This window comes from Anoxybacillus amylolyticus, from assembly GCF_001634285.1.
In the GTDB taxonomy this organism is placed as follows: Bacteria; Bacillota; Bacilli; order Bacillales; family Anoxybacillaceae; genus Anoxybacteroides; species Anoxybacteroides amylolyticum.
This window is the reverse complement of sequence record NZ_CP015438.1, coordinates 2,046,375-2,068,936: the sequence shown is the minus strand read 5'-3', so window position 1 is coordinate 2,068,936 and position 22,562 is coordinate 2,046,375. Positions and strand designations below refer to the sequence as shown.

22 protein-coding genes and 3 pseudogenes are annotated in these 22,562 nt (G+C 42.7%); 19 read left to right on the top strand and 6 right to left on the bottom strand.

All coding sequences use genetic code 11. The features are described 5' to 3' along the window. Nucleotides 1–7: 7 nt before the first annotated feature. The 3 genes from GFC30_RS10525 to GFC30_RS16580 all read right to left on the bottom strand — a co-directional run bounded on the left by GFC30_RS10525 (nt 8) and on the right by GFC30_RS16580 (nt 1,600). Nucleotides 8–1,090 carry an acyltransferase gene (locus tag GFC30_RS10525; RefSeq protein WP_066327323.1) on the bottom strand — a complete coding sequence of 361 codons (1,083 nt, stop codon included), beginning with the start codon at nt 1,088–1,090 and terminating at the stop codon, nt 8–10. Between the two features lie 199 nt (nt 1,091–1,289). Continuing rightward, nucleotides 1,290–1,427, bottom strand: coding sequence for a hypothetical protein (locus GFC30_RS17215; RefSeq protein WP_169807004.1), 138 nt, complete (start codon nt 1,425–1,427; stop codon nt 1,290–1,292). Then, the gene (locus GFC30_RS16580; RefSeq protein ID WP_084256301.1) at nt 1,424–1,600 is read right to left on the bottom strand and encodes a Fur-regulated basic protein FbpA; all 177 of its coding nucleotides are present in this window, start codon (nt 1,598–1,600) and stop codon (nt 1,424–1,426) included. Before GFC30_RS16580 ends, GFC30_RS17215 begins: the two co-directional genes overlap by 4 nt. A 176-nt stretch (nt 1,601–1,776) precedes the next feature. Here GFC30_RS16580 and GFC30_RS10520 point away from each other — a divergent pair, with 176 nt between their 5' ends. The 14 genes from GFC30_RS10520 to GFC30_RS10460 all read left to right on the top strand — a co-directional run bounded on the left by GFC30_RS10520 (nt 1,777) and on the right by GFC30_RS10460 (nt 17,047). Further along, entirely contained in the window at nt 1,777–2,076 is a 300-nt protein-coding gene (locus GFC30_RS10520; protein WP_066325223.1) for a MerR family transcriptional regulator, read from the top strand. 105 nt (nt 2,077–2,181) lie between these two features. Then, nucleotides 2,182–3,651, top strand: coding sequence for a Na+/H+ antiporter NhaC family protein (locus GFC30_RS10515; protein ID WP_066325220.1), 1,470 nt, complete (start codon nt 2,182–2,184; stop codon nt 3,649–3,651). A gap of 116 nt (nt 3,652–3,767) precedes the next feature. Beyond that, a complete protein-coding gene (locus tag GFC30_RS10510; RefSeq protein WP_066325217.1) occupies nt 3,768–5,099 on the top strand; it encodes a Na+/H+ antiporter NhaC family protein in 1,332 nt (443 codons plus the stop codon). A gap of 53 nt (nt 5,100–5,152) precedes the next feature. Beyond that, nucleotides 5,153–6,085: an endonuclease I family protein gene (locus tag GFC30_RS10505; protein ID WP_066325214.1), complete on the top strand. Its 933-nt coding sequence runs from the start codon at nt 5,153–5,155 to the stop codon at nt 6,083–6,085. Between the two features lie 152 nt (nt 6,086–6,237). After that, entirely contained in the window at nt 6,238–6,459 is a 222-nt protein-coding gene (locus GFC30_RS10500; protein ID WP_066325212.1) for a FeoA family protein, read from the top strand. A 3-nt stretch (nt 6,460–6,462) separates the two neighbouring features. Beyond that, nucleotides 6,463–8,466, top strand: coding sequence for a ferrous iron transport protein B (gene feoB / locus GFC30_RS10495; RefSeq protein WP_066325210.1), 2,004 nt, complete (start codon nt 6,463–6,465; stop codon nt 8,464–8,466). 16 nt (nt 8,467–8,482) lie between these two features. Continuing rightward, nucleotides 8,483–8,632 carry a FeoB-associated Cys-rich membrane protein gene (locus GFC30_RS16575; protein WP_084256299.1) on the top strand — a complete coding sequence of 50 codons (150 nt, stop codon included), beginning with the start codon at nt 8,483–8,485 and terminating at the stop codon, nt 8,630–8,632. A gap of 159 nt (nt 8,633–8,791) precedes the next feature. Then, the gene (locus GFC30_RS10490; protein WP_066325209.1) at nt 8,792–9,370 is read left to right on the top strand and encodes a DUF5317 domain-containing protein; all 579 of its coding nucleotides are present in this window, start codon (nt 8,792–8,794) and stop codon (nt 9,368–9,370) included. Between the two features lie 280 nt (nt 9,371–9,650). Beyond that, complete coding sequence (locus GFC30_RS10485) at nt 9,651–11,495, top strand: bifunctional diguanylate cyclase/phosphohydrolase (protein ID WP_066325207.1); 1,845 nt, start codon at nt 9,651–9,653, stop codon at nt 11,493–11,495. A gap of 186 nt (nt 11,496–11,681) precedes the next feature. Next, nucleotides 11,682–12,434 (top strand): DeoR/GlpR family DNA-binding transcription regulator, encoded by a 753-nt coding sequence (locus GFC30_RS10480; protein WP_066325202.1) that lies wholly within the window; start codon nt 11,682–11,684, stop codon nt 12,432–12,434. Beyond that, nucleotides 12,431–13,342: a 1-phosphofructokinase gene (gene pfkB, locus GFC30_RS10475; RefSeq protein WP_066325199.1), complete on the top strand. Its 912-nt coding sequence runs from the start codon at nt 12,431–12,433 to the stop codon at nt 13,340–13,342. Before GFC30_RS10480 ends, pfkB begins: the two co-directional genes overlap by 4 nt. 12 nt (nt 13,343–13,354) lie before the next feature. Further along, on the top strand, nt 13,355–15,214 hold the full coding sequence (locus tag GFC30_RS10470) for a PTS fructose transporter subunit IIABC (protein WP_066325197.1): 1,860 nt from the start codon (nt 13,355–13,357) through the stop codon (nt 15,212–15,214). Nucleotides 15,215–15,327: 113 nt separating this feature from the next. Beyond that, nucleotides 15,328–16,191, top strand: coding sequence for a permease (locus GFC30_RS10465; protein ID WP_066325195.1), 864 nt, complete (start codon nt 15,328–15,330; stop codon nt 16,189–16,191). Between the two features lie 10 nt (nt 16,192–16,201). After that, nucleotides 16,202–17,047, top strand: coding sequence for a TIGR03943 family putative permease subunit (locus tag GFC30_RS10460; RefSeq protein ID WP_066325193.1), 846 nt, complete (start codon nt 16,202–16,204; stop codon nt 17,045–17,047). Between the two features lie 9 nt (nt 17,048–17,056). On the opposite strand, the gene GFC30_RS10455 is transcribed toward GFC30_RS10460, so the two are convergent. Beyond that, on the bottom strand, nt 17,057–18,004 hold the full coding sequence (locus GFC30_RS10455; protein ID WP_066325191.1) for an MBL fold metallo-hydrolase: 948 nt from the start codon (nt 18,002–18,004) through the stop codon (nt 17,057–17,059). Nucleotides 18,005–18,093: 89 nt separating this feature from the next. On the opposite strand from GFC30_RS10455, the gene GFC30_RS10450 reads away from it, so the two are divergent. Beyond that, a complete protein-coding gene (locus GFC30_RS10450) occupies nt 18,094–18,492 on the top strand; it encodes a secondary thiamine-phosphate synthase enzyme YjbQ (protein ID WP_066325189.1) in 399 nt (132 codons plus the stop codon). Nucleotides 18,493–18,501: 9 nt separating this feature from the next. Here the strand turns inward: GFC30_RS10450 and GFC30_RS10445 are convergent. Further along, nucleotides 18,502–19,794: pseudogene (locus GFC30_RS10445) on the bottom strand (ATP-binding protein). Nucleotides 19,795–20,034: 240 nt separating this feature from the next. On the opposite strand from GFC30_RS10445, the gene GFC30_RS10440 reads away from it, so the two are divergent. From GFC30_RS10440 to GFC30_RS10430, 3 genes and pseudogenes are all read left to right on the top strand, one after another. Then, on the top strand, nt 20,035–20,280 hold the full coding sequence (locus tag GFC30_RS10440) for a hypothetical protein (protein ID WP_066325187.1): 246 nt from the start codon (nt 20,035–20,037) through the stop codon (nt 20,278–20,280). Between the two features lie 80 nt (nt 20,281–20,360). Then, nucleotides 20,361–21,167, top strand: a complete 807-nt coding sequence (locus GFC30_RS10435; protein ID WP_066325185.1) for a uroporphyrinogen-III synthase — start codon at nt 20,361–20,363, stop codon at nt 21,165–21,167. A 193-nt stretch (nt 21,168–21,360) separates the two neighbouring features. Beyond that, nucleotides 21,361–21,636, top strand: a pseudogene (locus GFC30_RS10430) (2-oxoacid:acceptor oxidoreductase family protein); the annotation flags it as partial. Between the two features lie 87 nt (nt 21,637–21,723). On the opposite strand, the gene GFC30_RS10425 reads toward GFC30_RS10430, so the two are convergent. Then, nucleotides 21,724–22,059, bottom strand: coding sequence for a hypothetical protein (locus tag GFC30_RS10425; protein WP_066325180.1), 336 nt, complete (start codon nt 22,057–22,059; stop codon nt 21,724–21,726). A gap of 281 nt (nt 22,060–22,340) precedes the next feature. Here GFC30_RS10425 and GFC30_RS10420 point away from each other — a divergent pair. After that, nucleotides 22,341–22,508 (top strand): annotated as a pseudogene (locus tag GFC30_RS10420) (hemerythrin domain-containing protein); the annotation flags it as partial. Between the last annotated feature and the right edge of the window lie 54 nt (nt 22,509–22,562).

Genomic DNA, 22,562 nt, shown 5'->3' with positions numbered 1-22,562 from the left:
TTGCCCGTTATTTTTTCAATAGCATTAGCGGAGAAACCCGCCATTCCCATTGTTTTTGTTCGTGCCCGATGGCCAACGTGCTCACTGGAGACAAATGAAGGAGCACGCAGCATCCAACCGATAAAAAAGCAGTAACAGCAAACAACATGACACCTTGTAAAAGCGGAGCAGCGGTGTTTAACGTATGTGCAAACATGTATATAAAGAATAAATGCCCTAAGTACGCGCCGTACGTATAACGGTGAATAAACCGAAGTACCGTATATAACGGCGATTTTGTTTGAACGATAGTTATCGATAATGCGTAAAGCAATAAAATTTCTGAGCATACGTAGAAAAACATCGACGGTTTTAAATACGTTGCCGCTTTTAAATCAATCGAAAAAATAGTTTTAAAGGTAAGCAACTCGTATCCTACGAAAATAAACAATGCTAAAAAGAGAAACGTATTGAACGGAATCGATTGTAAGACGAATTTCCGCCATTTTTGCAATGTTTGTGCTGCTACGCCTCCAAGTAAAAAGTAAAAGAAATAAGCAAAAAAGCTTCGATCAAAATAATGGAGTGAAGACGTACTCACCTGCTCGAACGATATTAAAAATAAAATATACACAACCGCGCCACTGATGAGCGCTTTTGTCCATGCCTCTTTTGTTTTTAGCCATGTAAAAAATAGCGCAAACAACGGAGCGAGTACATGGAATTGGAAAATCATCACCACATACCATAAATGAGGGGCAGCGTCCCCTGTCAAAAATTGTTTTACCCATTCATTCCAGCCAGCATCTTTTGCTAGTAAAAATAAATAAACAACCGCCCAGAACCCATACGGAAGAAGCAATTCTTTTCCTTTCTGCAGCACGTACGACGGATAGTGGCCAATGGTTTGCTGCGCCATATGGAATCCTGCCAAAAATACGAATACCGGCGCTGAAAACTTTACAAAATTAAAGAGCATACCGACCATTACCGCTTCTTCCGGTCGAAGCGTTCGGTGGTTCATCACGTATAGTAAAGCGCTTTGAAAGACGACAGCTAAAAATGCTAAACTTTTCATCACGACTAGTTCGGAAGGTTGTCGATTATTCATGTTCATTCACCAGCTTCATCTTCGTTTCCTACATATTTTAGTATAATGATAAATCCTTCACAAAGTAATGAAATTTGTGACAATCTATTGAAAAGACCATCTCAATTCTATGAATAACAATACGTATTTTAATATAAAACGGTTACAATTGTCAGAAAAAAAGTTCTTGTCGTACGGTGACAAGAACTTTTTTACTAAATTATCCTCTGTTTTGCACTTCCCGAAGCAGTTCGTACGCTCGTTCGCCTGCGAGGCTCATAAGCTGTTCAAAAATCGCATCGCGCTGCAAGTCTAATTCGACAATTCGTTTAGCGAGCTCAAGAGCTTGGTAGTTCACTGTAATCCCTCCCGTTTTTTCTTTTGTCTTGCTCGATTTCGTTCATATTCGCGGCGCAATTCAGTGATGGTCCATCGATCAAGCGAATCGAAATCGAACATGCCTGTTTTCGTCAGTTCGTCAATATAAAACTGTTTTTGTCTCCAAAGCGCGTTTCGGAGCAAATTCCCCATGTTCCCACTCCCTTTTTCTTCCCATTATAAACATTTTTTGCGTGATTGCTATTCTTATGTTATATTTTATTACATATAAAATAAAAATAATGTTAGAAATTATAACAAAAACAAACCTTATCGCGTCGATTTTTATATAATTGTGTTAGAAAAATTATCATAAAGGGTGGAGTGCTATGGAGCGAAAAGACGATGGATATAAGTTTAAAAAAGTCATTTCGATCGGGGTCGTCAGCGAACTGACAGGGTTGTCACAGCGACAAATTCGCTATTACGAAGAGCGCAAGTTGATTTTTCCTGACCGTTCGAAAGGAACGCGCAAATATTCATTTGATGACGTAGAACGGCTGATGGATATTGCCGATAAGCGTGAAGAAGGTGTACCAACGCAAGAAATTCGCCGTGAACTCACAAAAGAACTACGCGAAAAAATGTTAAAAGGACAAATGAACGCTCATTTCCGGTTGAGGGGATAAGTCGCCTAAGTACGAATATAACGGCTCATAATGGGAGAAGGCATATTTTCCAGTATGTTGTTCATACTACAGGTGAACGATATTCCCTAAAGAGGTGGTAAAATGATGGAACCTTCTTGGAAAGCCCTTCTCCCGTTTTTAGTTGTTATCCCGTTATCGATTTGGACAAGGCAAGTCATTCCAGGTTTGTTTGTAGCGCTTTTACTTGGTAGTTATTTAGTCGATCCGACCATACTCGGTGGACTAAAAACAATGCTCACTTATCTTGTACATAACTTAATGCAAACAAACAATATTCGGATCATTATCTTTCTTTACGTATTTGCTGGGCTAATTAGCATTATTAAATATACAGGTGGAATTAAAGGATTTGTCCATCTTGTCGGAAAAAAAGTAAAGACTGCAAGAAGTGCGTTGTTGTTGACATGGATTTCTACGATGGTGACGTTTAGTGACCCGGATTTTCGGATTGTTACGATTGCACCGATTATGAAAGCGTTGAAAAAGAGACTTCATTTATCGTCGCAACAAATCGGTTTTACGATTGAAGTAACGTCCAATCCTGTCGTTGCCCTCATTCCGCTAGCAACTGCGTTCGTTGGCTACATGGTATCGGTCATTGACAAAGCGTTAAAAACGGCCGGTATTCATGAAAAAGCGTACACGGTGTATGTAAAAAGCATTCCGTTTAACTTTTTTTCGTTTACCATTATTCTCGTCGGCTTATACTATAGTTTTTTCCGATATAACAAAAAACGGACGTTATCGCTGTTGGAAATTCGGAAGCAAAACCGAGCGGTAATGGTCGAAGCGGGAAGTGAATTAGAAAACCCAAACGAACAACAAGGGGAAGAAGGACTAGAGTCTTGTCCGGAAGCGTTTGAAAAAGATACGCCGACGAAGCCGTGGAATTTAATTGTCCCGCTTTCGCTTGTTCTTCTGTTAACGCTTTTTCTCAGTTGGTGGGACGGCCACCAAGGGGCAGCAAACTTTTTTGACGCATTTCTCCGTAGCGATGCGCTAGGTGTGATGTTAGAATCGTTAATGATAACCGTTATTTTAACGGTCATATATTTTCTATGGCAACGATTTAAGCTAGCAGATTTATTGACGCATTTTGTCAAAGGTGGAAATGAACTAATGTCTGTCATTTTAATGCTCACGTTGATTTGGGCAGTGTCCGCGATTTCGGAAGATTTAGGGTTCTCTGCCTATATTACGGAGCATGTAAAGGGATGGATTCCGCATTATTTTGTCGCACCAGTATTGTTTTTGTTAGGGGCGCTCATTTCATATTTCATCGGTTCATCATGGGGGACGTGGGGGCTATTAATGCCACTTGGTGTAACGCTTGCGGCGGAATCAGGGACGAATATTTTATTGGTCATCGGAGCGGTATTTGCGAGTGGGACATTTGGCGCATTCGCTTCCCCGTTGAGCGATAATACGGTAACGTTATGCACCATTTTAGACTTGCCGGTCATTGAATACGCCCGCACAAAACTTGTGCCTTCCTTTATCGCTGCCGGCTTAGCTGCTGTTTTGTTTACCGTTATGTCGTTTGTGTGGAGATAAACCATTACTGAAAAAGCTTCTCTTGGGAACGGAGGAGCTTTTTTGCAATTTGGCAAAAAGACGATTTTTTTGTATGATGGTAACGTAACTAATTTTTGGGTGTTGGAGATGGGGAAATGAGGATAGTTCCACTTTCTCATAGGGAAATAGTATGGTTATTGGTTGTTACATTGCTCGGTATTTTCAGCGCTGTGCTTCTTCACTTTCCGCTTGTTATCGGTTTCCTTCCCGGGCTTTTTGCATTAGCAGCTCTTTGTCTTCACAAAGGTGTAGCTTTTCGTGCGCTTTTGCGAATGGGGAGCCGAGGAGCGCTGCAGACGAAAGAGGTTGTCATTATTTTATTATTGGTAAGTATGCTGCTGCCGATGTGGGAGATAAGCGGTACGATGAAACAAATGGTCGCGTTATTTTTGCACTTTTTATCACCTGACCATTTTTTGGTGCTGTCGTTTTTCTTTATGATGCTAATGTCGCTATTATTAGGCACCGCAGTCGGGTCGTTAAGCGCGCTAGGTATCCCGCTGATGAGCGTGGCGATGTCTTTGCATTTGCCGCTTCCTGTCGTAGCTGGGGCGTTAGTTTCCGGGGCGTTTGTCGGCGATCGGACGTCCGTTTTTTCTAGTGCATATCAGCTGCTTGTACATACAGTTGGAACATCTGTATATCGCCAGCTACGCAAATTGTTGCCGACGACAGTGCTTGCGATTAGTTTTAGTGCTTGTTTTTATTTTTTTCTTGATTTGCACATATCGACACGAGCGGCGCTACATTTAGCACCGTTACATGTGAATACAATTGCGTTACTTCCGCCAATTGTACTTCTTTTGCTCGTTGGCTTTCGTATAAAAATGAAGTACGCCTTTTTCGCAAGCATCATTTGTGCAATCGTGCTTGCGTATTGGCGGGGAACATCGCTCGTTTTGCTTCGTTCCTATTTATGGAATGGCAGTGACCAACTAGGCGGTGGGGTTCGTTCTGTGTTGTTTTTGTTATTATTTATTGCTTTAGCTGGGGTTTATAACGGGATACTAGAAGAATTACAGATAGTGCAGCCGTTTTTAGACCGCTGGCTAGCAAATAAGAAGTCGCTTATATCGTATACGTGGCGAACGATCGTTGCTTCGCTCGTCATTTCCGCGGTGGCGTGTAACCAGACGTTGCCGATTATTTTAACCGGCCGCTCGTTTTTTTCTCATTGGCAAAAGCAGCATTCGCGTGAAGAATTGGCTAGAGTGATGGCAGATTCGACAATGATTTTTCCAGGGCTTATTCCTTGGAGCATTTTAGCGGTTATGTGCAGTGCGATTACAGGAGTTTCTACTATTTCCTATATTCCGTATGCTATTTTTTTATGGAGTTTGCCGCTAATGACGCTGCTTTTTTCAGCCGGCAGGCAATTTTTCTCTAAACGGCCATCTGCTCGTCTATTTTTCTCCCGCCTGTTATAATAAATGTACTCACGGTTGAAACGTGGGGAGAGCTTCTTAAGGGCGGTGAGAAGATGGCGGACGAAATATTACAAGAGCTCGAACAATGGCAATGCGAAGACTGCGACGAACAATTGCTATTTTTAAAAGAAAACCAGCAACAAATTCAAGCGAAGCGGAACGTGTATTATGATGAAAAAAAAGATCGGAAAGCAATCGAGCGATATTACCGACACGTCATTCATGAACCAGACGGACTCAGCATGTTTGTCAAATACCATGAACTAGTGAAACGAACGCATAAACGGCGGCTTCCTTACTTTTTTAGCAAAGACGAGTATTTGTATACGTGGGTTGATCTTCACCCAGACGGTTCCGTTCGAAGCATTTATTCGGGAGAAAAGAAAGACCCTGAAACCATTATTATACAAGATTACGAGATTATTAGAAAACGGTATGAAGAATTTCGCCGATTATTAAAATATGCCGACAAAAAGGATTGGACAATCGAGCAAAAGTTAAGAGGAATTGAACGGCAGTTGAAGCTTAATACCGAACATGTCGTTCCTCAATCGTGGTTTGGGGCGCGAGAGCCGATGAAAGGCGACTTGCATCACCTCTTCGTCTGCCAGCCCGAATGCAATACCGCTCGCTCGAACTTTCCATATGCGGATTTCCCGTTTTATGAACCAGAATCGCCAACGGAGAAAATTCAAAACCATTGCGGGGTCGCTGATAACGGTTGGTTTGAGCCAGAACACGGGAAAGGGACGGTGGCGCGGGCGATGCTTTATTTTTTATTGCGCTACCCGACAGAAATTGCGAAGGCGTTTCGCCGGAAAATCGATATCCCACTTTTAGTACGCTGGCATAAAGAGTTTCCGGCCACTATTTACGAAAAACACCGCAATCAAGCGATTTTCTCGATTCAAGGAAACCGCAATCCGTTCATTGATTTCCCAAATTTAGCAGAACAAATGGTTTTTCCGATGAAATCAAAACAATGAGCGCCCTAGCGAAGGGCGTTTTTTCGCTGTTTTGTAGAAAAAGTGTAACAAAGTTGTGATAAAAATCATTCCTATTCCCCTTAGTTTTGTAGTATGATAGAAGCAGCTAATGCTGAGAAAAATTATCATTATTGTCTAGGAGGGCTGCACGAATGGTTCTTACCGACTTGCCACCTGGGAAACGTGCAACGATTACGAATTTATCGATTATGAGTGAGCTGTTAAAACAACGGTTAATTGATATGGGCATTCATGAAGGGGAAGAAGTTTGTGTAAAATGTACGATGCCGTTTGGCGGGCCAGTAATGGTCGAAGTAGGCGGACAGTGCATCTGTTTACGCCGGAAAGAAGCTGCATGCATTGGAGTGGAGTAGTACATGTCGCAAATAGCGTTATTTGGCAATCCGAATACAGGAAAAACATCATTATTTAATAACTTAACCGGTTCTTATGAATATGTCGGAAACTGGAGTGGAGTGACGGTCGAAAAAAAGGTCGGCATTTTACGAAGTCGCGATGCGTATGTCGTCGACTTGCCAGGGGTATATTCGCTCCATCCTCTTTCACGAGATGAAGGAGTGGCGACGGATTTTTTGTTGACAGAGTCGTTCACAACTATTTTAAATATTGTCGATGCGTCGCAGTTGAAACGAAATTTGCATTTGACGATTCAACTGCTTGAATTTGGGAAGCCGCTTGTGATTGCGTTAAATATGATTGATGTCGCTGAACGGCGCGGAATGAAAATCGATGTCAATCAACTATCGGCACGATTTGGTGTGCCGGTCGTTCCGGTCATTGCCCGCACGGGGAAAGGAATGGACGAGCTGGCGGAGATACTTCGGTCGGTGGAACAAACGAAGCCGTTTACGTTAGCATACGACGACGTCATAGAAACAGCGATTGCGAAAATAAGCACCTATCTTCCAGACGATATCGAACGATCGAAACGATGGCTTGCGCTGCAATGCTTAGAAGGAAATGAAAGAGTGTACGAATATTTGCAGGCGAAAATGGAACTTGAACCGATTTTAGCCATTCGTAAGCAGGCGGAAGAAAGCATCCGCCAGCTGCCGCACGGTCGTTCGCTTCGAGAGCGGTTGCATCATTTGCGGGAAACATTTATTGAAGCAGTATTGGAAGATGTCGTTGTATGGACTGAAAAGCGTCCGCTCACATGGACGGAAAAAATCGATGCCATTGTAACAAACAAGTATTTAGGGATGCCGATTTTCTTGTTTTTTATGTATGTGATGTTCATGTTGACGTTCGATTGGCTAGGATCGCCATTAGCTGATTTGCTTGACCAATTTTTCTCAGGACCGTTGACGGATACATTGTCGCGATTGTTAACGGCGATGGGAGCGTCTAAATTTTTGCAAGAACTTGTGTTAAACGGCATCGTTTCCGGGGTTGGCGGTGTACTTGTTTTCGTGCCGCAAATTTTCATTTTGTTCTTTTTTATTTCTTTGTTAGAAGACTCGGGCTATATGGCACGGGTGGCAATGGTCATGGATCGGTTGATGGAAGCGATCGGTTTGAACGGGAAATCGTTTATTCCGATGATTATTGGTTTTGGCTGCAACGTTCCTGGGGTAATGGCAGCAAGAACGATTGAACAGCCGCGCGAGCGCTTGTTGACGATTTTATTGTTGCCACTTATGTCTTGTTCGGCGCGATTGCCGGTATATGCGTTGTTTGTCGGTGCATTTTTTAAAGCACACCAAGCTGCTGTCGTCTTTTCGCTGTACGTATTAGGAATCGTTGTGGCATTGTTGCTTGCGAAACTATTTTCGTCGACGATGTTAAAAAATGAACAATCGGTGTTTGTCATCGAACTACCGCCATATCGTATGCCGCAGGCGCTTACGTTATGGCGCAGCACGTGGGATAAAGGAAAGGGCTTTGTGCGCAAGGCGGGAACGTTTATTTTTGGCGGCTCGGTGGCGATTTGGTTGTTGTCTTATGCGGGACCAAAAGGGCTTCATGTTTCGATGGATGACAGCTTTTTAGCAGCGATTGGAGGCATATTAGCACCGATTTTAGCACCGCTCGGCTTTGGAACATGGCAGGCTGGCGCCGCGCTCATTACTGGCTTTTTAGCGAAAGAAGTCGTCGTTTCGACGATGAACATCATTTACCATACGAAAGATACAGATTCGCTGCAAGGGCTGCTGGCGCATTACTTTACGCCGCTATCGGCGTTTAGTTTCATGGTGTTTGTGTTGCTTTATATTCCATGTTTAGCAACGGTGGCAACAATCCGGAAAGAAACGGGCTCAACGAAATGGACGTTTTTTGCGATTGGCTATGCACTTACGATTGCTTACATCATTTCGTTTCTCATTTACGAAGGTGGGAAGTGGCTAGGACTTTCATAGAAAGAAGGGGAGAGTTATGGTTGCTAATATGATTATCGGCGGTGCCATTTTTGCCTATGCAGGCTGGACGCTCGTCCGCCACGTCAAAAAAAGCGCGAAAGGAAAATGCGCCGCTTGCTCAACAGCAGACGCTTGCTCCGCATGCGGGAAGGAGCTGCAAAAGTAGAGAAACCAAGCACTAAATACGCTTGGTTTCTCTATTTCTGGGATTCCCCTCAAAATTAGGCGAAAAGCCCTATTTACAGAATAGTAGAAAAATAGTTTAAATAAAGGCAAGAGAAATAATTTTTGGCAATGGACAGTCCGGCTAAAGGAGAACAGACAGATGGTTTATGATGGTATTCTTTTATCCTTGCTTATCGGATTTTTCCGCGGTGGAAATTTAAAAGGAATCGCCGAGATGAAGCTGCGCGGCGGCTGGTTATTTCCGATCTTATTAGTCATTGAAATTTTCATCTTTATATTGCAAAATAAAATAGAGATCGTTGCAAAATTAAGCAACGGCATGTTTATAGCGATTTATGCAACTGGACTCGTTTTTCTATGGCTGAACCGCCATCAACCAGGGTTCACCGTCATTTTTGCCGGGGTTTTGCTAAACTTTATCGTTATGTTACTTAACGGTGGAAGAATGCCTGTTTCGGTCGAAGCAGCGCAATTTCTGGGCCGTGAGTATATAGAAGCGCTCAAGGCAGGGGTATACGGAAAACATGAAGCGATTACATCGTCGACATGGCTTCCGTTTTTAGGCGACATCATTCCGCTATCGCCGCCATACCCACGCCAGCAAGTCATCAGCATCGGTGATGTCGTGATGAACGTAGGAGCGTTTATCTTCATTCAACATCTTATGGTAGATGGGCAGAGCGAAACATCATCTAAACCAGCGCACGTGGGGAGGTGAGCGCGATGAACGTTACAGTGAAAAAGGTATTAATCAACTTATTCATCATCGGATCAGTCATCATTGCGTTGACGTCGGGATGGAAAGTAGTATAAATAAATAATAAATAAAGGCGCTGACTCAAAAAAGAGTTCAGTTCTCTTGAGAGAGCTAAACTTTTTTATGAGCTAGTCTTTATTTTTTAATAAAACATCCATGAGCAAGTTTTTCTCGCCACCCAAGCATGAAAATAACCGTTCATGAGCCCGTTATTTTCACAGAAAAATGAGAGTGATTAGAGATGAACAATGAACGTAGTTTTAAATCTTATTTTATTGTGTATACGTCACTGGTTGTTATATCTGGTTTGGTTATTTTTTTTTTAAAAGGAAATTTTTTTAATCATACTTTAAAAGAATGGGTTTTAATTTACATTTTTACAGCATCAATTTTACTCGTTAATTACTTTGTAGTGCATATTCCCCCTAAAGGGAACTCTATTTCTATGGATTCAGCAATTTACTTAGCATGTCTATTTCTTTTTGGGATTGAGTTGACGCTAAAAGTTCTATTTTTAAGTAGTACTATTTACTTAATGTATAATAAAAAAGTAGTATGGTGGAAACATCTCTTTAATTTTTCTATGTATTGCTTGATGTTAGTGGGAACTTATTATTCGTTTTTGGGTTTAGGTGGGGATGCAGGCGTAATAGATATTCATAATATTTCTTCATATATAGTTAGCCTAATGGTTTATTTTATATTAAATACTTTACTCATATCGTTATTTTTTATCTTTTTTTCTCCAAATAGTTTATTTGAGGCCTTTAAAAAAATAATAAAAACAGGTATTTTAAAAGAGTCACTTGTTAGTTACATCTTTTCTTTGTTGCTTTCTCTTGTATTAGTTATTTTGCTGAAAGAAGAAAAATATTTCGGGTTGTTTTTGTTTACAATTTTAGTAGTATTATTATCATTTGCATTTCGGAAATTTTTATACCTATATCAAGATGTTTCAGAACGCGCGATTAAAGACCATTTAACCGGCCTTTATAATCACGGATTTTTTAAAGAAACGTTAAAGGAAAAGTTTTCGGATGCGAAGTTGCTTCAGCAGCCGCTTAGTTTGGCGCTATTGGATTTAGACGATTTCAAAAAGTATAACGATTGCAACGGTCATCTCCAAGGGGACAAGCTATTGAAGTTTTTTGGCGATTTGCTCCAGAAGGGAGCGGAAGGAAAAGGCTATGTCGTAGCGCGTTACGGCGGTGAAGAGTTTGCGGTTTTAATGCCAAACACGAAAAAAGAAGAAGCGTTTTTGTTTATGAATCGGTTGCGCAAACAAATCAATGACACATATTTTACTGGCGTCGAATATATTCCTTACCGCTGTCTTTCTTTCTCATGTGGCGTTGCCGAAATGGAGAAAGGTATGCATGACTGCGGTGAGTTGATTCATAAAGCAGACCAAGCGATGTATTATGCGAAAGCACAAGGGAAAAACAACGTGCAAATTTTTGATGAACATAACATTTCGTTAAACGCACTAGAATTTAAAGAAGACTTAGATGCGTTAGAACAACAAGTGAAAATTTTTCTATCCAAAGATGTGTACACGTATCGCCATAGCAAACGCGTGTTTACGTATGCGCTTGAAATGAGCGACCGGTTAGATTTAACCGACCACGAAAAGCAAACATTGATTTTAGGAGCACTTATCCACGATATTGGAAAATTAGAAGTTCCACGCGACATTTTGAATAAAAAAGGAAAACTCGAACCACACGAATGGGAAATTATTAAAAAGCATGTGATTTGGGGAAAGGAAATTTTATCGACAGAGAAGCGATTTGAAGACGTACTCCCGCTTGTCGAATTGCACCATGAACGTTATGATGGGAAAGGCTACCCGTACGGACTAAAAGGCGAAGAGATTCCGAAATTAGCGCGTGTGTTATGTGTCATTGACTCATTTGACGCGATGACGACCGAGCGGCCGTATCAACGCACAAAAACGTTCGAAGAAGCAATTATTGAATTGCGACGCTGCGCTGGTACGCAGTTTGACCCTATCTATGCCGAAAAATTTATCGAATTGATCGAAACAAAATATTTGCCGCGCATTAACGAACAAATGTCCGGCTAACCAAAAACACTTGCCAGTGGGGGGCAGGTGTTTTTATTTTGTTGAATATGAGTGTTTTTGGTTGAAAAACAAACAAAAAGTGACTTTTTTTGATTTAAAATGAATGATTTTGATTGATTTTTGAAAAGTCTTGCGATATGATGAAGATGTAAACGGTTCATTCTGATACGATGAGGAGGTGAAAAGGTGCTGACGGAAGAAAGGCATCGCCTCATTTTAGAACTATTGGCGGAAAAAAAAGTGGTGAAATTGCAGGAATTAGTCGAGGCAACTTCTTCTTCGGAGTCGACGATTCGCCGCGATTTAAGCCAGCTCGAAAAAGAAAAGAAGCTGCGCCGCGTCCACGGTGGAGCTGCCTTATTACACCAAAAGCGCGAAGAGTTAAGCGTATTGGAAAAATCGACGAAAAACATGGAAGAAAAACGGCTAATTGCGCAATACGCTGCTCGTTTTGTGCAAGATGGCGATTGCATTTATCTCGACGCTGGAACAACGACGCTGGAAATGATACCGTATTTAAATGCAAAAGACATCGTCGTTGTCACGAACGGGATTACCCATCTAGAAGCGTTATTAGAAAAAAACATTCCAACGTATTTACTTGGCGGCTTTATTAAGAAGAAAACGAAAGCATTAATCGGTCGCGGAGCATTGAACTCATTGGAACATTATAGCTTTGATAAATGTTTTATTGGCGTAAACGGCATTCATCTTGACTTCGGGTATACGACACCAGACCCGGAAGAGGCGATGGTCAAAAGTTTGGCGTTAAAACTTTCGCGACAAGCATACGTATTAGCCGATCATTCGAAAATGAACGAAAGCACGTTTGCGAAAATTGCCGATTTAGAGGCGGCAACGATTGTCACAGACGAACTAGATGACGAACTACTAGCGCTATACGAAGCTAAAACAGCAATCGAGGTTGTGAAAAAATGATTTATACATGCACACTTAATCCTTCTGTTGATTATATCGTGAAAGTCGATGACTTTCGGCTCGGAGAACTGAACCGAGCAGCGAAAACTGCCGTCTTCCCTGGGGGAAAAGGCATTAACGTCTCCCGCGTATTAAAGCGGCTCGGGATGGATAACGTCGCTTTAGGGTTTATCGGCGGGTTTACAGGGGCGTTTATTGAGCAGGCGCTAACGCAAGAAAACATTCCATTTGACTTTGTGAAAGTACCTGAAACGACGAGAATTAATATTAAATTAAAGTCGGGAAAAGAAACGGAAATTAACGGGCAAGGTCCGACGATTGCGCCACCGTTCGCTGCTGAGTTGATGGGAAAAGTTCAATCATTGCGCCAAGGTGACATTCTCGTCTTAGCTGGAAGTATTCCGTCGTCGCTTCCAAGCGATTTTTACCGTACAATCGTCCAAGTGGCGAAAGAAGCGAACGTCAAAGTAGTAGTAGATACGAGCGGTCCGGCTTTAAAACAATTGATCGAAGCAAAGCCGTTTCTCATCAAACCGAACCATAAAGAACTTGGTGAGCTATTTGATACCGTTTTGCATGCGAAAGCGGACGCTATCTTATACGGACGTCGGCTTGTTGAGCTAGGCGTAGAAAATGTCATTGTGTCCTTAGCAGGTGACGGCGCTTTCTTTTTTAACAAAGAAGTAACGTTGTTTGCTGAAGCGCCAAAAGGAGTCGTTCGCAATTCTGTCGGTGCAGGCGATTCGATGGTCGCTGGTTTTTTAGCTGCATATACACAAGGAAAGCCAATCGAAGAGGCGTTTGCTTATAGCGTCGCTACTGGAAGCGCAACAGCGTTTTCTGATGATTTATGCACGAAAGCAAAAGTAGACGAGTTGCTTCAGCACGTGAAAGTCACTCGTTTATAGGAGGGAAACCAGATGAAAATAACCGATTTATTGACGAAAGAGACAATCGTTCTCGACCTTCAAGCGCGAACGAAAGAAGAAGTGGTTGATGAGTTAGCACGCAAGCTGAATGAAGCGGGCGTGTTGAGCGATTTGAAAGCGTTTAAAGAGGCGATTTTTGCTCGCGAAGCACAAAGCACAACAGGTGTTGGTGATGGGATTGCGATTCCGCACGCAAAAACAGCGGCAGTAAAGCGCCCTGCGGTGGCGTTCGGTCGCTCGACGCGCGGAATTGATTACGATGCGCTAGACGGAAAACCGAGCCACTTGTTTTTTATGATCGCAGCGCCTGTCGGAGCGGATAATACCCATTTAGAAGCGCTTGCTCGGCTGTCGTCGATGTTAATGGATGCCTCGTTTCGTAAGCAAATTGAAAGCGCTTCAAGCGGAGAGGAGTTGTTGGCGATGATTCGCAAAAAAGAAGCGGAAGGACAAACAGAGCACACTACAGCTTCAGGGAAAAAGAAAATCGTCGCGGTCACAGCCTGCCCAACAGGAATTGCGCATACGTACATGGCAGCAGACGCGTTAAAAGCGAAAGCAGCGCAAATGAATGTCGACATCAAAGTCGAAACGAACGGTTCAAGCGGAGTGAAAAACGAGCTAACAGCGAAAGAAATTGAGGAAGCAGTCGCCGTCATTGTTGCCGCTGACAAACAAGTGGAAATGGAACGATTCTGTGGGAAACATGTCATTCAAGTACCAGTAGCACAAGCGATTCGCAAGCCAGAACAACTAATCGAGCAAGCGTTAAAACAAGAGGCACCGATTTATCAAGGAAGCGGAACGAAAATCGAAACACCGCAAGCGAAAGGACGCACCGGGTTTTACAAACATTTAATGAACGGCGTATCGAACATGCTTCCGTTCGTTGTTGGCGGCGGGATTTTGATTGCGATTTCGTTCATTTTCGGTATTAAAGCGTTTGACCCGAAAGATCCGTCGTTTAATCCAATTGCAAAAGCGTTGATGGACATTGGTGGCGGCAGTGCGTTTGCTTTAATGGTTCCGGTGCTTGCTGGATTTATCGCAATGAGTATTGCAGACCGGCCGGGATTTGCGCCAGGGATGGTCGGCGGATTTATGGCGGCAAATGGTGGTGCCGGCTTTTTAGGTGGACTTATCGCTGGATTTCTTGCTGGGTATTTAGTCGTTGGGTTAAAGAAAGCGTTTAGTGGGTTGCCGCAATCACTTGAGGGAATTAAACCGGTTCTCCTTTATCCATTATTCGGGGTATTGTTAACAGGGCTTGTAATGATGTACGTCGTCATTGATCCAGTGAAAGCGTTAAACGATGGGATGAAACATTGGCTTTCGAATATGGGGACAGGAAACCTTGTCGTCTTAGGATTAATTCTTGGTGGCATGATGGCGGTCGATATGGGTGGTCCAATTAACAAAGCAGCCTTTACGTTTGGTCTAGCGATGATTGATGCTGGAAACTATGCGCCGCATGCGGCGATTATGGCAGGCGGGATGGTTCCTCCATTAGGATTGGCGTTAGCAACAACCTTCTTTAAAAACAAATTTACAAAAGCAGAGCGCGAAGCAGGAAAAACGTGCTATATTATGGGGGCATCGTTCATTACCGAAGGAGCGATTCCATTCGCAGCAGCCGACCCAGTGCGCGTCATTCCGTCTATCATCGTCGGTTCGGCAATTGCTGGCGCGTTAACGATGTTGTTTGGCATCGGTCTCCCAGCACCGCACGGTGGTATTTTCGTCATCCCGATTGTGAAAGGAAATCCGTGGTTATATGTACTAGCCATTTTAATCGGATCAATCGTTACCGCATTAATGGTCGGTTTTTGGAAAAAAGAAGTGAAAGAATAATAGAATTGCAGAAACGAGGCAGAAAATGCCTCGTTTTTTCATTTTCAAAGAAACGCTCATTCATGATAAAATAAACGGTTGTAGCCGTTATTTTAGGTAAAAGGAGAAAAAGGATGAAGTCGTTTTTACAGCTGAATACGATTTTTATTAGTATTTTAATAGAATCGATGCCGTTTGTGTTAATTGGTGTCTTTATCTCGGGAATTATTCAAATGTTTGTGACGGAAGAAATGGTACAAAAATGGGTGCCGAAAAATAACGTGCTGGCAGTGCTATATTCCGCGCTAATCGGCGCGTTATTTCCGGCGTGTGAGTGCGGCATTGTTCCGATTACGCGCCGGCTTGTGGCAAAAGGAGTGCCGTTACATGCCGCAGTTCCGTTTATGCTCACAGGTCCAATTATTAATCCGGTTGTGTTATTTGCGACATATATCGCCTTTGGCAGCAACCTCAACATGTTGCTTTATCGTTCCATTTTCGCAGTGATTGTTGCGGTCGCCATCGGGTTGATTTTATCGGTACAATACAAAGACGATCAATTGCGGAAAAAAGAAATTGTTCATACGGCATCGGTACGGTCATTGAAAGAAAAATGGATCGGAACGCTTGAGCATACGATCGACGAGTTTTTTTCCTCAGGAAAATATTTAATTATTGGCGCCTTTATCGCTTCAGCGATGCAAACGTATGTTAAAACGTCTACGCTGTTAGCAATTGGCCAAGGGAAAGTAACGTCTACTCTCGTCATGATGGCACTCGCGTTTGTGTTATCGTTATGTTCCGAAGCGGACGCGTTTATTGCGTCATCATTTCAAAATACGTTCTCGTTCGGAGCGCTGACCGCTTTTTTAGTTTTCGGTCCAATGCTTGATATTAAAAATACGCTTATGTTGTTCCAATCATTTAAAACGCGTTTTGTTATTATGCTTATTGCTTATATTTCAATATTCGTTTTTCTCGGCTCGTTGCTGATTTAGGAGGGGTTGGATGTTACGATTTTATATTTTGCTGGGGTTTGCGTTTTTATTTTTTCATTTGCATATTACTGGCGACATCAGCAAATACATTAATATGCGCTACTGGTATCTATCGTTCAGCGCGATTTTTCTATTCGCGTTTTTAACAATTGTGCAATTGATAATCGCAAATCGAAAAAAACCGGATCACCATTGCCATGACGGATGTTGCCATCCGCACGAAGAACAACGAGCAACTTGGAAAAAAGCGCTTCATTATGTTGTATTTATCTTTCCGATTGTCTCTGCGCTTTTATTCCCGATTGCGACGCTTGACTCAAACATTGTGAAGGCGAAAGGATTTCATATTCCTGGTTTTGATACGAAAAGCGAAGATCCATTCGTTCAGCGGCAATTTCTTCGGCCAGATACGAGCATTTATTATGGAAAAGACGATTACGATGATTTAATGCGGAAGGAACTAAAACGGTTTTCTCAGGCACCTTCTCTTGTGTTAAACGATCAAAATTATTTGAAAGGAATCGAAACGATTTATCAATTTCCAGGGGAGTTTAGCGATAAAGAAATTGAGATGGACGGCTTCGTTTATCACGATGACACGACGAACAAAAACGAGCTATTTTTGTTGAGATTTGGCATCATTCATTGTATTGCGGACTCCGGTGTTTATGGATTGCTCGTCCAATTTCCAGACGCAGCGAAGCTAAAAAATGACGATTGGATTCATGTAAAAGGAAAGTTATCGACGATTTATTATCAACCGTACAATGCGACGATTCCGTATGTGCAAGTCGAATCGTGGCATTCGATTAAACAGCCAAAAGAACCGTACGTTTTTCGTGGATACGATAATTAAAAAAAGCACCTAAAAAATCGGTGCTTTTTCCTTTGAAGAAGTGACACAATGGAGAACTTCTCCCAACTTTAAGCATATTAATCGATCATGTTCTAGCTGACGACGCTGCCATTCTGCCATTAAGCGATCAAGCGCTTCTTTCGGGGTATCGTCTGCGAGGCGAAAGGCGCCGTAATGCATTGGGATAAACGTTTTTGCTCGACAGTCTAAAAACGCTTGGACCGCTTCTTCAGGGGTCGTATGTTGCGGCCCCATAAACCATTCTGGTTCATACGCGCCAATCGGCAAAAGGGCATAATCAATCGCAAACCGTTCGCCAATGTCGCGAAAGCCGCGAAAATAGCCGCTGTCGCCCGCAAAATAAATTGTCGGCTGTCCCGTTGCTTGCATGACCCATCCTCCCCAATGAGAAGTGTTCGTATCAAACAACGTCCGTCTCGTCCAATGCTGAGCAGGGACAAACGTGAACGTCACTCCTTTGTATTCTTTTTCATCCCACCAAGCAAATTCCGTCACATGTTGATATCCTCTTCGCCGAAATAAGCGGCCAAGCCCAACCGGAACAAAAAAGCGAGGATTGCCTTTCAGCTTTTTTATGCTGGCAAAATGCAAATGGTCATAATGCCCATGGGAAATGAGAACAACATCGACAGGCGGCATCTCTTCGATCGTAATTCCTGGGGCAGTCAGCCGTTTAGCTGTTCCCATTCTTAGCGCCCAAACAGGATCGGTAACAATCGTGATTCCGTTTATTTGCATGACAAACGTCGAATGACCGACCCATGCCAATAGTGGGTGTGACTGATTCGTATGAAGCTGCGCATATTCCGGTCGCTCAACGTGCGGAACACTGTACGAAAGATCTTTTTTCTTTTGTTTTCGTTCTTGTTGCCAACGGCGGAAATCGGCAAACGTTTTTTTCGTCGAAACACCATCTAAGTTTTCAAAACGCTTCATCGTTCGTCCTTCCTTTTTTATACGGTATAATGTTAGAGTAACAAAAACCGTACTTTTCTGACAAACCATTGATTCGGGAGGGAAAAAAGATGTTGCAATCGTTCTCCATTCGGACGACAAAGCGAGACGAAATGCTCGATATTACGCATTTAGTGGAAGAAGCCGTGCAAACATCGGGGATTAAAGAAGGGGTCGCCCTCGTGTATTGCCCGCATACAACGGCGGGAATTACCATTAACGAAAACGCAGATCCAGATGTCAAACGCGACATGATTCGCCGTTTCGATGAAACGTATCCATGGACACATCCATTGGACCGCCATGCGGAAGGAAACACAGCGGCACACCTAAAAGCAAGTACAGTCGGTGTTTCTCAGCACGTCATTATTACCAATGGAAAGCTTCTTTTAGGAACGTGGCAAGGCATTTATTTTTGCGAATATGACGGCCCACGCCAACGAACATTTTATGTCAAAGTATGGGGCTAAAAGGAAAGATTATCCCTTTCCTTTTAGCGCTAGAGAACGAACGGGTTTTGCCGATGTAGGCACTGTTTTTGCGAGCGGAAGCGAAAGGGAAATTTCCGTCCCTTTGTTCACTTCGCTCATCACTTCAATCGAACCGCCCATCGATTCAATAATGCGATAGACGACCATCATGCCAAGCCCTGTCCCTTTCATTCCTTTTGTCGTAAAATACGGCTCTCCAAGCCGCTCGATTTGCTCTTTTGTCATGCCGATCCCTGTATCTGTGATACGAATAATTATCTCATCTTGTCCGATTGATACGTACACATCAAGCGTGCCGCCAGTCGGCATCGCTTCGATAGAGTTTTTCATAATATTCAGTAAACATTGCTGGAACTTATCCCGTTCGCCTAACACATGAAACGGAATAAGCGACGAACGAATGTCGACGCTGTTCATGTTTGCAAATGGCCGCAATATATCAATGACCCGCTCAATTTCTACTTTTACGTTTAACTTTTCGACTTGTTCGGGTGACGGTTTAGCAAACGTCAAATAATCAGTAATAATTGCTTCTGCCCGATCAATTTCTTCGATCGCAATTTGCATATATTGTTTCCGCTTGTCCAATGGTAATTGGCTTTGTGCAAGTAGCTACATAAACCCGCGCGCTGCGGTTAGCGGATTGCGCACTTCGTGAGAAATAGATGCGGCAAGATGGCTGACCACTTCCATTTTTTCCGCGCGCATCAGCCGTTTTCGTAGACCGATTGTTTGCTCCATTATTTCTTTTAAATAACAAGCTATCGCTGCACTGAGCGGCTGAATGACAAAATAAACGATTCCACATGAAAACCAAGTGAGCGGAATGCCGCTTAAGCTAAACGTCAACAATCCGGAAAATGCGGCTAATGAAAAGAGAAGTAAGACGCGCTGCTTCGGCGTCAACGATAAAAACGGTTTCATTAATAGAATACTAATAAACATAACGACAAGGGAAGACAGCACGACGACCATCCACTCCCCTTTGCCAAACACCGCATAATAGCTAATCGTCAATACACTAAGAAACAAGCTTGCCACTGGTCCGTAATATAGGCTTCCCATCCAAAGGAGCACTTGATGGAGGTCATATACATGGCTATTGCCGACGTTAATGGGAAAGGTAATGCATAAAAACATCGCCAACAGAATCGACACAACCGTCAGCAGTTTTTTAAGTTGTTCTAATACGTTTCGTTCTTCTAGCCATAAAGGTAGAACGAACACAGGGAGAAAAAGAAAAAATATATTTAATAAGCTGTCTTTGAACAGACTAAGCATCGGCCACACCTTCCTTGCGCTACCATTGATGAACACCGCTTTCATTGTAAATGAAAATGTTGTCGGCTGAAAAGAAAAAGCATTAGCGTTTTTTTGACATAAATCTTGTTTTTTCAACATTTTTTGAAAAAACGACACCATTTGCAAGTTTTTTCTGGTAATTTGTTGATTTTTTTTTATTTATTGTTCCTTTTTGCTTTTTTATAATAATAGTGTAACGGAATGGAAGGGGGAGTCGGAATGACGGGGGAGCAATATAAAGAATTGCGAAAATGGATTCAACAAAAACAGCCTGTCAAAATTAAAACGATAAAAGGAGAGGCAACGTTTTTGCCGGTAAAGCTTTATAAGGACGTAAAAAAATTATTTGTCTATAACCGAAATATGCAGCTAATAAACATTGCGCTAGACGACGTCGTATCGATTCAACCTACCCGCATTTACGGTTCGTTTGATAAAAGAGAGCAGCTCATACATACACGTTAGGACGGCTTTTGCCGTTCTTTTTTTATTGCCGGGCATCATTTTCTATTTTAAAATGGGGAAAAAGCGAAGGGGGACTTTGGATGCAAGGAAAACGAATTGTCTTATGTGCATCACGGAAGTTAGAAGAGATGACGGCACTTATTGAAAAGCAAGGGGGAATTGCCATCGTTCGTCCTGCGCAAGGGACTGTGTTTGCTAAAGACGAAGCGCTTATTGATGAAATTCGCGATGTCCTTTCCCAAAAACCGGATTGGTTCATTTTTACAACTGGTATTGGGGTGGAAGCGCTAGCCGAAGCTGCGGAACGAGGCGGGATGAAAGAACAATGGCTAGAAACAATACAAACAGCAAACGTCGCCGTCCGCGGCTACAAAACGGTAGCGGCGCTAAAAAAAATTGGCATCCCGATTGTTGCAGAGAGCGATGATGGAACGACGAAAGGGCTGCTTCGCTCGCTCGCCTCGTTTCCGTTTGCCGGAAAGCGCGTGGTTGTTCAATTGCATGGCGATACAGCACCGACGTTAAAGCAATTTTTGCTTGAGTGCGGCGCGTCGTACACCGAATTGCTTCCATATCGGCATATCGCACCGGATGAGGACGTCTTGAAACTGCTATACAGTGAAATTGTCGAGCGGCAAGTCGATGCCGTTTGCTTTACGACAGCTATGCAAGTTCGGTTTCTTTTTTCGTTTGCGAAAGAAAAACAAGCAATCGCGCCGTTATGCCGCGCCTTTAACGAACATGTCGTCGCATGCGCAGTCGGCAAAGTGACAGCCGAAGCGCTTTTCGAAGAAGGGGTGACCCGCATCGTCGCCCCAGAGCTCGAACGAATGGGGGCGATGATTGTCACACTCGCAAAATATTTTGCTTCTTTACCTAGCAAGTAACGCTTGCTAGGTTTTTCTGTTGTAATACAACAAAATATCTGTTATATAAATAAAAAGCCTGATAAATAAAGGTGTTTTTTTGTGTACTACTAATAATTTTTTAAATGTTTGATTTTTGTCACATCTTTTTGACAATTTTTTGATTAAAATGTGAAGAAGGGGGATACCCATCTATTCCAGTAGGGGGGATAACATGTCGATTTTACCAAAAAAAAATGAACTCGGGTTTTTTGAAATTCGCTTAGAGTCTATTGGGGGGCTTGGAGCGAATTTAGCTGGAAAAATGCTTGCCGAAGCGGGCGTATTAGGGCTTGGTTTAAACGGTTCTAACTTTTCTTCTTATGGTTCTGAGAAAAAAGGATCGCCAGTAAAAAGTTTTATCCGTTTCTGTGACCGAGACATAGAAATCCGCGCCCATAGCCCGATGGAAGAACCGCACGTTATCGGCGTTTTCCATGAAGCGCTCTATAATTAGGAAGAGGTAGATCCGTTTATGGAGTTGGCTTATGTATGTGTTTTCACAAGAAGCGGCAAAAAAGAGAAGAACAGATGGAGGTTATTTCATTTGTAACGAAAGTTGTTTTTTTGCTAAAAATTCATCGGTTTTTATTTGTAATTTAATATCGCTTGCTAACGATGATGCTTCATGGAACGAGCAAAGCGGCGGAGAGCTAAAGCGCACGCAGTCAAAATAAAACGCAACGGTAGTGCTAGCTGGATATACGATGACCTTCCAGTGATATACATGATCAAGTGGTATTCCTTCTAACGCGATCAGCCAATGAGTGGCAGTCGCTCCTCCTTTTGTCCACATTTCGTGAAAGGTAGCACGGTCGCTTTCCCCCATGGGAATAACGGCGATTGGATAAAACTCTTCAAAATTTGGCAGCATATGATCCCCCCTTTCATTTATATATTATGAACGTACTTGATAAATAGCCTTCTTTCCTGAGAAAAAAAGTTAAGATGCATGTCACGTCACTTGTCCACATATAGCGATAGAATAATACTTGAAAAGAGATGATAAGATAGGATTTTCATCTTGTATGATGGCGCATGACGGCCACGTGCAACTATGCCTAGTGCAAGAGACGAGCATGGCCGTTAAAGGAACAAAAGCAATAGTTGGCAGACCTAGCACAGCAAATTGGCGAAAATAACGACATAGCGGATTGGAAAGAAGCGTTGCTTGCGTTGCGAGAACACGTTCAATCGTTTTTAGCAAACTTAGACCCGCACTTTGAAGGAGAAGCGGGTGTTTTATTTCCGATGATGGCAAAATATATCGGGCGAACGCCCGGATCGATTGCCGTAATGGAATACGAACATGACCAAGCAAAGCAATAAACATAATGAAAACGAATCGATGTTAACTTCATCACATTTCAAGTGATT